This is a genomic window from Kribbella sp. NPDC051770 (assembly GCF_040681455.1).
GTDB lineage: Bacteria > Actinomycetota > Actinomycetes > Propionibacteriales > Kribbellaceae > Kribbella.
In genome coordinates this window covers 290,670-302,309 of the sequence record NZ_JBFAYT010000009.1, presented here as the reverse complement: position 1 = coordinate 302,309, position 11,640 = coordinate 290,670, and the positions used below count along the sequence as shown (strand labels likewise).

The following is an 11,640-nucleotide window of genomic DNA, read 5'->3' as shown; positions in this document are numbered from 1 at the left end:
GCGACCCTAGTTCGCCCACCACTGTCTTGGGAAGCAATACAACCGGCGGCAAGGGAAAACCCCGCTCCCCGGCACAAAGACGCCACTGCCTTGCCCCCGCCCACGGTCGCCTTCTTAGCGGCCAAATCCTGACCGCTACCCCTCGTACCGTCTTCGTATGACCAAGCTGACCCTCCAGGCCCTCAACCGAGCCACCCTCCACCGCCAGTGGCTCACCACCCGCCACGAGGCCACACCCCTGCAGGCCCTGGAGCACCTGGTCGGCATGCAAGCCCAAAGCCCCCAAGCCCCGTACGTCGGCCTCTGGTCCCGCCTCGCCGACTTCAACCCAACAGAGCTCTCAACCCTCCTGGAAACTCGCGCGGCAGTCCGAGGCTCCATCATGCGAGCCACCATCCACCTGATGTCGAGCCGCGACTTCCTCGCCTACCGAGCCCTCTTCCAGCCCCGCCTGGACCGAGAGATCTACCAGAACCAAACCTACGGCCGCCACCACCTAGACGGCCTGGACATCCCCGCAGTCCTGGCAGCCGGCCAAGCCCGCCTAGCCGAATCCCCCGCCACCCCCACCCAGCTCCGAACCCACCTGGCCCCTCTCTTCCCCAACCACCCCCCAGCGTCCCTGGCCCACGCCATCCGCTGCCTGCTCCCCACCCTCCAAACCCCACCCCGAGGCCTCTGGCACCAAGGCTCCAACCCCACCCTCACCACCGCCGACCTCTGGCTGAACACCCCCATCACCCCAAACCCCAACCCAGCGCCCTTGATCCTCCGCTACCTCAACTCCTTCGGCCCAGCCTCAATCCAAGACACCCAAACCTGGTCCGGCCTGACCCACCTGTCCGAAGTCTTCCCCCACCTCCCCCTCCGCACCTACACCTCCCCCACCGGCCAAATCCTCTACGACCTCCCCGACACCCCGCTACCACCCGAGGACCTCCCCGTCCCGGTCCGCTTCCTCCCGGAGTACGACAACCTCCTCCTCTCCCACCAGGACCGCACCAGATTCATCCCCGACGCCACGAGAAAGCAACTGGCCCTCACCGAGATCCTCACCCGGGGCGCGGCCCTCCACAACGGCCAAGTCACAGCGCTGTGGAAGCTCCACCCCAAGGCGTTGGAAATCCAGCCCATCACCAAACTCGCCAAGGCCACCCGCGCGGCCCTGGAATCGGAAGCCCGCCAGCTCCTGGCCTTCGCAGCCCCCGAATCCACCCACGAGGTCAAGTTCCTCGCCCCGTAAACCACAACAGCCCGACCCCAAAGGGATCGAGCTGTCGTACCGGCCGAACGTTCGATCAGCGGGGCTGCTGGATGTAGACCTCGAGCGCCCGGATCCGCTCCGCCACCGAAGGCTGACCGCTCATCCAATCCGGCTGGCTGAGCCCGATCCGGCGTGCAGTCTCCTGATGCTGCGCCTGCCAGCCGTAGAACACCTCTAGCAGGCGCCGGCCGTAGCCGAGATCCACCGCGGCGCGATCCGCCATCCGCTCCACGAGCTTGCCGACTCCGATGAACAGCAACGGCGCGAACAGCGGTGAGAGGAACAACAGCGGTACCAGCAAGCTGTCGTAGAAGATCAGCGACGCGAGGATGAATCCGAAGTAGGACACCATCAGGAAGCCGATGATCGTGCACCCGACAGCAGGGATGGTCCGGCTCAATCTGAGCAGCAACCTGATCACGAGCGCGACGATGCGAGTCGGCACCGAGTACCACAGAGCTAACCGACTCACCCAGGTACGACCCCGCAAGTGCGTCGCGAGGTCCTGTGCGAGTACGGCTTCCAGGTGGCTCGGCGGCAAGGTGTAGAGCGCCCATCCGGTGATCGTCACGGTGTAGCCACCTGCGGCGGTCCCGGTGGCGTTCTCGCCCGCCTCGATCCACAGCGTGTACCGATGGGGGTCGACACGTGCGCGGGTCGCAGCACCGATCCAGCTCGGCGCAAGCCGCTGTCTCTCGACCATCGTCGGTTGCCTCAGACCGAGCAGGTACCGAGCGACCAAACCGTCGAAGCCGGGCCACAGCACGATCAGGCCGGTCAAGATCCAGATCGAGATGAGCACCCATGTGCCCTCGTACAGATCGAATGCCTGACAGATCCAGTAGATGATCACGAAGCTCGCGACCGCCCACAGCAGACTGTTCAAGGACTCGGCCACCAGCAGACCGGTCCCGCCCGGGTCTTGCGGACCGCTCGACGACGGGACTGCGCGGTTCACCTCACCTGATGCACCGCCAGGCAACTGTGGACGTCCTGCCTCGGGAGGTGGACCCTGCGGCGGATGAGAAAAAGAACTCGGCGGCTCTGGCTCGCGGCCATCATCTGGGCCGTTCCCGTTGTTCATGCGACGCTCCTGTCTTCAGTAGAGCGACACGTGGACGTGGTCGTAATGACCGCCAGTTGCATTGTTCGGATCGTAGACACCGCCGCCGTTGTAGACCTTCCACTGACCAGTGCGCGCGCTCCAGATCTTTCCATACCAGATCAGGTACCGGACGCCTGTCTTTCCTGCCGTCGAGATCGTCCAGTTCGCAATTTGATCGCCCTTCGCCCGTGCTGCGGGCGCGCGCCGCGAATCGCCCCCCACGAAGACGTCGCAGGCCTTGCCCTGGGGGTGATCGCTGGTCGGGTTCCAGGCATGCCGGTCCCAGCAGCTCATCGACGGGTTGGCCAACGCCGCACGAGCCTGGGCAACCCACAGCGCGGTGCGTTCGGTCACCAGGCCACCGGTTCCGGTCGGATCGGTGACGCTGGGACGTTGTGGCGGCCAGACACCATTGACCGGCCGGCCCGCGATCAATCCCTGTCCGTCGTCGCATTCGTCAAGCAGCTGCTGCTCTCCCGGCGACGCGTTGTCGGTCGGTTTTGCTTTGGTACGGCCGGCGTACGGATCACCAGGTCGGGACAGGTCGATCCCAGCCTCGGCCGCGATCTGCTGAGCAGTACGTTCGTGCCGCGCGTACGCGTTCGGGAACGCAGACACCTGAACTGCCTGAGCTGCTTCGGTGTAGGACATCGACGGCCAGCCGTCGATGTCGACCAGTCCGGGCGGACTCGGCGGATTCGCACCACCGAAGAAGGCTTCGGCCGCATATCTCGGATCGAGGATCTGCTTGACAGTTCCCCATCCAGCCGAAGGCCGTTGCTGGAACAGACCGACAGAGTCTCGGTCTCCGTAGTCGATGTTCTCGAGCTGAGACTCCTGCAGTGCGGTCATCAGCGCTACCAGCGTCGCGCGGCCGGGCAGACCGCGGGCAACGGCGACGGAGTCGATGATCTTGGCGAAGCCGACCTGACGCGCTCTCGTCGATGCGTCTGCCGGCGGATCGTCGGCACGAGCTCCGTTGCTGCCTGGGCACCCTGAGGCGAAGTTGCTGTCGCCTGCCCCGAACGGCACAACGAGGACCAGTGTCATCAGTCCGAGTGCCGCCATCACGCCTACGGCTTTCACCACCATCGACTGTCCGGCCACAGCGCCGAAGAGTCCTCCCTGCTGCCGCTCCTCGAACACGGTCAGCTCACCCACTTCGTCATGGTCCCGCCCCGCCGTTGAGATCACTGATCACCCAGACCGAGTCCTCGGGGACAAGGGTGACCACCAGAGGCAGGACGATGCGGTTCGGTTGCTTGCCGGTGACGTCGATGGTGATCGTGAGCAGACGGCTGATGCGCGTCGGTGTGTCGACCGGAGCAGATTCAGGTCTCGGGACGCCGACTGTCAGCGAGACGACCTTGGACTTGCCGCCGTCCGCTTTGAGCGCTTCGTAGGTGGAGTCGCCGGCAGCAGTGAGGCTCGCACCGACTTCGTCACTGATGTACGGCCCGGTCCGCTGGACCAGGTCTGCATAACTCTCGATCGACGGATCGCGCGTGTAGAAGGTCCGGGCCCATCGGGTCGCAATATCGGCTGCCGCAGTGGTCGCCAGCCCGGACGGCCGCTCGGTCAGCACGGGTGGCGTGGAGAGCGTGGCTTCAGGAGTCAGTGTGTCCGTCGGCGAACTCTGCTCAGAATCGTCGCCCGGCGTTGGTTGCGGCGGCTGCGCCGAAGGCGTGAGCAGACCGACATTGGGACCCGCTGGTTCGTCTTTGCCGAGCAGGCGCGGAAGGCCACCGCCGAATCCCAGAACCACGATGGCAAGAATCACGACAGCCACGATCACGGTGACAGGGCTCGTCGGCTCAGCTCGCCGCTGATCCCGCAGCCACGCCATCCGCTGAGCCTGATCGTCACGACGCCAGGAGCGCTTGGCCCGCCTTCGCTCACGCCGGCCGAGATCGTCGATCTCCTCCGGGTACGAGTAGTCCGAGCTCATCACGTCGCGCCAGTTCGACGGCTGATCCGGACGCCGCCGGGCTCCCCCGGAGGTGTTCTCGCCGTCGGTGCGATCGGGGTTGTCACCGGTGGGCGTCCGGTTCCGCTTGGTCATCCCCGGATCACCTGCGCTTGGGCACCATGACGGTCACGCCGTCCTTGGTCACTGTCGAGTACTCCCGGAACCGGCGCTGCGTACCAGCCGCCGATCGCCGACGCTCCCGCACAGTCTTCGGCGGGCCGTCACGAAGGCTGGCCGAGTGGCTGTGCACGCGCGGCTCGAAGCGGCTCGACGACGCGGGCGCCGGTTTGGCTTCCCGAGCATGTCTGCCACGCCTGTCAGACGATGTGCCGGGAGCTGCGGCACTACTCGTGGCTCCGGATGCCGACGTGCCTGGGGTCGAGGCCAGCCCAACCGAAATCGCTCGACGTCGCCCGGACTGCGAGGTGTCGCCCGGAGCAGGTGCGGTCGAGAGAGCTGCTGCTTGAGCACCTCGCGGCTGGTCCCTCAAGCGACCCAGCAGACCCTCCTTGCGGGCATTTGGACCGGTACCGGTCGAGCTCGCACCGGAACCAATCGCACGACGTTCCTGTCCGCCCCCGATCTCGTGTGCCGGCTGCTGGCGGGCCAGCGCGCCCGGCCCACCTGCACCGATCGCCGGCGCCTGCCGAAACACCCGTACCGCAGTGGCTCGCTCCGCGGGCGGGTCAGATGCGCCGCCACCCCGACCCGCGAATCGCTCCCCCATCGTCGGGCTCGCTGCCCGACTGCCCACAGCTCCCATCAGGCGACGTACCGCCGTCATGGCTCCGCGCCGCGCCAAGCCTCCCATCAACAGGCTTCCCGCGCCCGGACGCATCATCGAACTCATGCTCTCGAACAGGCGCCGCAGCCGGAAGCCGGCGATCAGCACCGCGATCGCGAGACCGCTCACCGGAAGCCAGCCAAGTGTGTCCGTCAGGCTGAAGACGGCCGTGACGAACGCGAGCGTGGTGGAGAACACCAGGAGCGCGAGAATCGACTGGAGGACGAGGCCGAGCAGCGCTTCGAACCAGTTCATGCCCCACTGCCGGGTTCGCCCGGGCACCGCCCACAAACAGGCGAACAACACACCGACCACCAGCAAGAGCATGCAACCGACGAATGCCATCAGCGCCGTGAAGGCCAGCGAAACGGTCAGGAAGGCGAACAGCGTCGCTGCGATCGCGCCGAGCGTCAGAACTCCGACGCGCCCGAACGGGTTGTCGCCCTTGGCCCACTTGACCGTCGCGGAGTTGCCCCCACCTTCGGCGTTGCTGACCTCGGTATCGATGTACTTCGTCCTCGCATCGCCGTCGGTGCCCTTGTCGAGGATCGCTTTGCCGTAACGCTGGCAGGCTGCCAGAGAGCCGAACTCCGCTACGCACCAAGGTGTCGCCGCGAAGGCTCGCCAGGTCGCATCGCCCGACTTACGCAGCAGATTGTCCCGAGCCGTACCGGAGAAGCTTGGCTCCGGCATCGGAATGGGCACCTTGACCGTGCTGCCGAGCACCTCGTTCGAGGTACTCACAACGGCGTCCGAACCGACCTGTCGGGCACCGTCGACGCCCGACAGCCACGTCGATGGCGCAACGGCGAAGCTGGTGGCGAGGAGGCCCGCGGCGAAGACCCACACCAGTTGCCCCATTGCGCTGCCGTTGGCTCGTCGGGCGGCATAAGCGGCGATGGCGCCGAACGCCAGGGCCGACGGCAGTAGCCAACCGACCAGTTCGGTGTTGACCGACCCGATCGCCGTAGCCGCCGTCTCGGTGAGCGGCTTGAGATCGGTGAACGAGAACAACCACCAGCCGACCGAGATCGCGGCCCGTGTGATGGCCACGATGTAGAGCATCACCATGTGGGCGTAGCCGTTGAAGACTGCCTCGACCGGGTCCCTGAAGCTGGTCTCGAAATCCAGGCCGTAGACCGTCGGGCTGTACTGCTCGAACAGGGTTCGAGTATCGCCGTGGGTCAGGTCTGGGGTGGGGAGGAGGTCGCCGAAGCCGGTGGGGTTGGTGGGGCCCGTGTCGGGGTCGGCGGCGAGGGCTATCTGGGCGGTGACGATGAAGGAGATGGCGAGGACGGTGAGCGCCGTTCGGGCACGGCGCGGCCACGTCATCCTACGTGCTCTTTCTTTGTGGGGTGGGGGTTGTCCGGGTTGTACATAGCCTTGTTGTAGCCCGGGTCGTCGGCTTCCTGGTCGTAGACCTCGTCGGGGCCGATGGGGGACTCGTGGTGGGTGGGGTGGGGGGTGTGGCCGTTGGTGTTTGGGGAGAGAGGAGGTTGTTGGGCTGCAGGTGGGGTGGGAGGAGTGGCGCCGTTTGTGGCGGCGGCGGGGGCTGCAGTCGTGGGGGTTGGCTCGGAGGGAGCTGGGGTGTCCTGGACCGGGACGTCCACCGTGGGCTCTGGGTCCAGGGTGTGGGCTTCGGCTTGGGCCGTGGCGGTGGCGGCTGGTTCGGGGAGGAGGGCGTCGTCTTCTTCGTCTTCGGCGAAGGGGTCGAGGTCCTCGGGGAGGGTGGGGATGGGTTGGGTGGGTTCGAGGGCGTGTTCCGACTCGGGGGTGGTGCGGAGGAGGTCGGCTACGCGTTGGCTGGGGATGTCGATCTGGACGGTGGCGACCTCGTCCCAGCGGTCTCGCATGATGCAGTGGCCGTGGCGGATGGATTTGCCGTTGGCTGCGGTGTTGATGCCTCGGACGAGGGTTTGGTAGGGGGCCGTTTGGGGGCGGCCCAGGAGTTCGAGGAGGGAATCGACCTGTTCGCGGGAGCGTAGGGAGAAGGCGAACAGGGTGGTGATCTGCTCTACCAGGCCGGGGAGTTTGAGGATCGACGCGGGGTCCTGGGTGTCCAGGACGAGGGATGCGCCGAGGGCTCGTCCTACTCGGGCGATGTAGTCGAGGAAGCTGGCGCCGTCGGGGGTCTTCGTCAGGAGATGGACCTCGGGGACGATGACGACCTTCGAGCGGCCGCGGAACTCGCGGCGGCCCGTCGTACGGACCATCCAGGCCAGGCAGCCGCGGAGGCAGGCCATGCCGACTCGTTCGATCGGGGACCAGGATTCCGGGGCCGATTCGGGTGAGGGGAGGGTGAGGCCTGGCATCTGGACTACCCAGAGGCCCGGGTTCGTCGTGAGGGACGAGAGGCCTGAGGGTGGGCCGGCTACTACGGAGCCCAGGCCGGTTTCGACGAGGTCTCGGAGGGCGAAGCCGACTGTGCGGGTGGTTTCGGACTCGGAGGCGCAGAGGCGCTGAATCACGCCCCAGGACGAGGGGTCCGGGGACTGGATCTCGGCGCGGGTCGCGGCCATGACGGGGGCTTCCGCGGCGCCGCGGAGGTGTGGCGGGAGCAGGAGCATCAGCTGCGACGGCGCCTGGAGGAGCGCGTCGTCGACCGGGAGGACGCGGAGCAGGTCCGCGGCGCCGGAGAACTGGGCGGTGATCTCGATGACCGCCGTCGGTACGCCGTACTCCGCGGCGACCGCGGAGACGCCCGCGGCGTCGCCCTTCAGGTCGAGCAGCGGGACCCATGCGCCGGCGAAGGCCGAGTCGAGGCCGCCGAGCATCGCGGCGGTGGTCTTGCCTCGGCCGGAGCGGCCGAGGAAGAGCGTCGTGGTCGCGTCGCCGAGCGCCGAGCCGGCGGCCGCGTCGAAGCGGACCAGGCCCGGCGTCGAGCCGGTCAGGTACCCGATGGAGGGGCCGGTGGCGTCACCGATCGACGCGCCGCCCCAGAACCAGGAGCCGAAGAACGCCGTCGACTCGCGGACGTGCCCGAGGTCGGGCACCCGGAGCTGGTCGCCGGGCAGCGACTCCAGCCACAGGTCGCGCTGCTCGTCGGCGCCCGCCGCGACGGTGATGCCGCGGTCGGCGTAGTGCGCGATGACGGCGTCGACGTACGCCTCGAGGTCCTCGCGGGTGTCCGCGCTGACCAGCAGGCGCGGGTGGTCCTCGACCAGGGTCAGGCCGGACCGGTTGATGTCGCGCTTGACCTCGCGCATGATCCGCTCGGTCTCGACGATCTCGTCGGCGGTCTCCTCGGCGGTACCCTTGGCGGCCGAGCGGCGCTGCTCCTTGGCCGACTTGCGGGTCTCGTCGACCAGGTGCCGCGCGGTCTTCTTGGTCAGCACCCGGAACCGCACCGACGCCTCGACGGTGACGTCGATCTCGTCGCCGTCGTCGTCGATCGCCTTGATCTCCGACAGCGTCCGCAGCCACTCCCCCGGCCCCGGAGTCTCGAGCTCCTCGGGGAAGTCGGTCATCGCCAGCACACTCGTGTACGCCGCGATCTGGCCGCGGGTGTCGTAGATGCGCAGGTGGTCGGTGTACGGGACGACTCGTCCGGCCGTGAGGCGGGCCAGCGAGGCGCCGGTGATCAGACCGCGGCGGGGCGCGGCGACGGCGCCGCGGTGCATCTCGCGGCTGACCAGCCAGGAGATCACCTCGGCCGGCGCGGTGTGCGCCCGCCAGACCGTCGAGCCGAGCTGACGGGCCAGCTTGCGGACCCGCTCGTCGAGGTGCGCGAGCTCGCGCGCGCTGACCCGCCAGGACGTCGTACCGAGGGCGTCGCTGATCGAGCCGCGGACCTGTGCGGTCGCGCGCGGGTCGCGATCGCTGAGGTGCACGCCGAGCGCGACGTACCGCTCCGGCATCCGCATCTCGTCGATCCGGTCGGCGCGGGTCTGCGCCCAGGCCTCGTGGTCGCCGAGCCGGTAGTGACCCGCGACCGAGTCGATGTAGTCCTGGCCGGTCGAACGGCCCCAGACCACCTTGAGGTGGCTGAGCCGGTCGCCGAGGATCGTCGCGGCCGCGCTGACCGCGGCGTCGAGGGCGGCGTCCTGCTCGCCCTCGGTGGCCAGGTCCGTGTTCGCGACGGAGATCAGGAACCACGCCTCGGCGCTGCGCTCGGTGACCAGCAGGCCGTCGGCGATCGCGACCAGGCGTGGCGGCGGGAGACCGCGTTCACGGCCGACTCCGACCAGGTTGAGGAGCTTGTCGGCGATCTTCATCAGTGCCTCTTCCCCGAGGACGTGGTCCTGCGACTGACCTTCTGCACGTAGTCCGACCCCAGCAGGCGGGCCCGCTGGTTCACCGTGATGTCCGCACCCGCGCGGACCTGCGGGTCGAGCTCCTCCACGACCTCGCGCTCCCACTCCGGGGTCACCCTGGCCTTGGCCAGGCTGGCCACCTTCTGGGTCGCGACGCGCTCACGCCACGGCAGGTACTCCGTCTTGTCCGCCGCCCGGGCCCCGAGCCCGATGATCGGGCGGTGCGCGCGCAACGCGTAGCGGACGGCCAGCGCCCACTCGGTGACGCGGCGGCGGCGTTCGTGGTGCTTGCCGGCCCGCCAGCCGAACGCGGTGATCACGAACGGCGGTACGACGTACAGGCTGACCGTCGGTTTCTTCGGTACGCCGATGAACGGCACGAGCAGGGCGATCCAGAGCAGGATGATCACCGCACCGAAGATGATCATCCGGCGACGGGCGCCTTCTCCGAGGTCGATGCCGAGCAGGTCGTACTGCCGGGTCTCGATCTCGAAGTGGTGGGTCAGGGTCCGGCCGACGCGCATTCAGTTACCCCCGGAGAGCAATCCCCAAAAGCCCTTGAGCACGTTGATCGTCTGGTTGTTGGCGTAGATCAGCCCACCGACCAGTACGCCGGCCGCGATGTGGCCGAACAGCTCGCCCCACTCGCGCTTGAAGTAGTGGCCGATGGCCCGCAGCACCAGGATGGCGATGAAGATGTTGCCCGCGATGACCAGGACCCAGTCCTTGAAGTCCGCGCCGGTGGGCACGTTCGGGTCGGCCAGCGGCGCGGTGAGCTCCACCACGCCGGCTACCAGTTGAGTCGTGATCATTGCGGTGTCTCCCAAGGTGTTCTGGTCGTCCGGCAGTTGGCTGTGATCATCCGACGGCAGCCACTTGCCATCGTTGTGCCCCGTCCGCGGCCACCGTGCGCCGCAGCGTGAGCGTGTAGGTCTGGTCGAGGGTGGTGTCCCCCGTCCCGTTCCAGGTGACGGCACCGGTGGCCCGGCGCTCGTCATCGTTTCCGGTGAAGACCTGCCAGTCCTTCAGGTCGCTGAGCTTGACCGACCCGTTCAGGCTGCGGATCGCCGCCCCCGGGGCGGCCACCGCCTCGACCTTCGCGTCGGACTCGGCGTAGGCGCTGAAGAACGCCTCCGCGTCCTTCAGCGTGGCCGCGGTCAGGTCGTCGTCCGGTACGCCGGCGTCCGGCATGTTGTCGGGCAGCGCCACCCGCTCGTCGGCGACGAACGTGGGCGGGCCGCTGGCAACGATCCGGGACGAGGTCCGGGCCACCGGCACCGAAACCCGTTGCCAGGTGTACGGACCGCCGGCGAAACCGCGGCCCTGCTTGGTGAACGCGCGCACCTGCACCCGGACGTCGACCACGGCGGTGACGCCGCTGGGGTCGACCTTGACCTCACCCGGGTACGCCGCGTTGGCGGTCTGCTTGCCGCGGCCGTTCCAGCCGGCGCGGGCGTCCAGCCCGGCGGCCAGGTCCAGGCCGATCTGCGCCGGGCGGGCGTCCGGGTTGCCTTCGTCCCAGTTGAGGTAGGACACGGCGTACCTGGTCGCGACCGCGCGGGCCTCGTCGGCCGGGAAACCGGACTGGCTCGTCACGACGCCGTTGCCGGTCCCGGTGTTCGGCCGGATCCAGGAGCGGACGCCGCTGATCGCCGCGAGCAGCAGCACGGCGACCACCAGGCCGCGGAAGAACCGGCGGGCCCAGGTCGAGAAGGACGATTCCGGCTCGGTCGCCCAGGGGGTCTGGCCGGGGTCCACCGGGCCACGCGGCGGCTGGGGTGCCGCGTGGGCGCCGTGCGGGGACCGCTGGCGGAGACGCTCCGGGGGTCGCTGGCCGGGAGCCGCCGCGTGCTGCGGCGGCTGCTGGTTCGCCGTACGGGGTGCGTCGGGTGACTGGGGGCGGCGCGGAGGCGCCATCACCCCGCCGTTGGCGGCCGGGGGTGCGCTGTACTGCGCGGCGACGCCCTGGGCCTGGCGAGGGGTGGGTGACACCGGGCCGTCGGGGTGCTGCCACCACTCCGGTGCGGTGTTCTGCGGACGGCCCTTGGGCTTCTTCGTCCGCCGCTGGTCCGACCAGTGCTCACCTTTTGGCGGCAAGTTCAGGACCGTTCGCCACCAACTCATCTCTCCCCGCCCCTCAGACAGCAGTTATGCGGACAGTAGCCGGGAGGATACGGCAAGCAACTGTCCTCCGGGAGTCCTGAGACCAGGATCCGGATGCTCCATCGCTCCCCGCAGCCATACTGTTACCCCACTCGGGGGCAG

General features: G+C 68.3%; 9 protein-coding genes. 1 reads left to right on the top strand and 8 read right to left on the bottom strand.

All coding sequences use genetic code 11. The features are described from left to right. Positions 1–157: 157 nt before the first annotated feature. Positions 158–1,243 (top strand): winged helix DNA-binding domain-containing protein, encoded by a 1,086-nt coding sequence (locus AB0M01_RS28685; RefSeq protein ID WP_363674869.1) that lies wholly within the window; start codon positions 158–160, stop codon positions 1,241–1,243. A 55-nt stretch (positions 1,244–1,298) separates the two neighbouring features. On the opposite strand, the gene AB0M01_RS28680 is transcribed toward AB0M01_RS28685, so the two are convergent. The 8 genes from AB0M01_RS28680 to AB0M01_RS28645 all read right to left on the bottom strand — a co-directional run bounded on the left by AB0M01_RS28680 (position 1,299) and on the right by AB0M01_RS28645 (position 11,499). After that, on the bottom strand, positions 1,299–2,222 hold the full coding sequence (locus AB0M01_RS28680; RefSeq protein ID WP_363674867.1) for a M48 family metalloprotease: 924 nt from the start codon (positions 2,220–2,222) through the stop codon (positions 1,299–1,301). 141 nt (positions 2,223–2,363) lie between these two features. Next, the gene (locus tag AB0M01_RS28675) at positions 2,364–3,530 is read right to left on the bottom strand and encodes a hypothetical protein (RefSeq protein WP_363674865.1); all 1,167 of its coding nucleotides are present in this window, start codon (positions 3,528–3,530) and stop codon (positions 2,364–2,366) included. 4 nt (positions 3,531–3,534) lie between these two features. Continuing rightward, positions 3,535–4,431 carry a hypothetical protein gene (locus AB0M01_RS28670; RefSeq protein ID WP_363674863.1) on the bottom strand — a complete coding sequence of 299 codons (897 nt, stop codon included), beginning with the start codon at positions 4,429–4,431 and terminating at the stop codon, positions 3,535–3,537. 7 nt (positions 4,432–4,438) lie between these two features. Then, positions 4,439–6,454 carry a hypothetical protein gene (locus AB0M01_RS28665; protein WP_363674861.1) on the bottom strand — a complete coding sequence of 672 codons (2,016 nt, stop codon included), beginning with the start codon at positions 6,452–6,454 and terminating at the stop codon, positions 4,439–4,441. Continuing rightward, the gene (locus tag AB0M01_RS28660) at positions 6,451–9,336 is read right to left on the bottom strand and encodes an ATP-binding protein (RefSeq protein ID WP_363674859.1); all 2,886 of its coding nucleotides are present in this window, start codon (positions 9,334–9,336) and stop codon (positions 6,451–6,453) included. The genes AB0M01_RS28665 and AB0M01_RS28660 overlap by 4 nt, the downstream gene beginning before the upstream one ends. After that, positions 9,336–9,899: a hypothetical protein gene (locus AB0M01_RS28655; RefSeq protein WP_363674857.1), complete on the bottom strand. Its 564-nt coding sequence runs from the start codon at positions 9,897–9,899 to the stop codon at positions 9,336–9,338. Before AB0M01_RS28655 ends, AB0M01_RS28660 begins: the two co-directional genes overlap by 1 nt. Beyond that, positions 9,900–10,187: a hypothetical protein gene (locus AB0M01_RS28650; RefSeq protein ID WP_363674855.1), complete on the bottom strand. Its 288-nt coding sequence runs from the start codon at positions 10,185–10,187 to the stop codon at positions 9,900–9,902. Positions 10,188–10,233: 46 nt separating this feature from the next. Next, complete coding sequence (locus tag AB0M01_RS28645; protein WP_363674853.1) at positions 10,234–11,499, bottom strand: conjugal transfer protein; 1,266 nt, start codon at positions 11,497–11,499, stop codon at positions 10,234–10,236. Between the last annotated feature and the right edge of the window lie 141 nt (positions 11,500–11,640).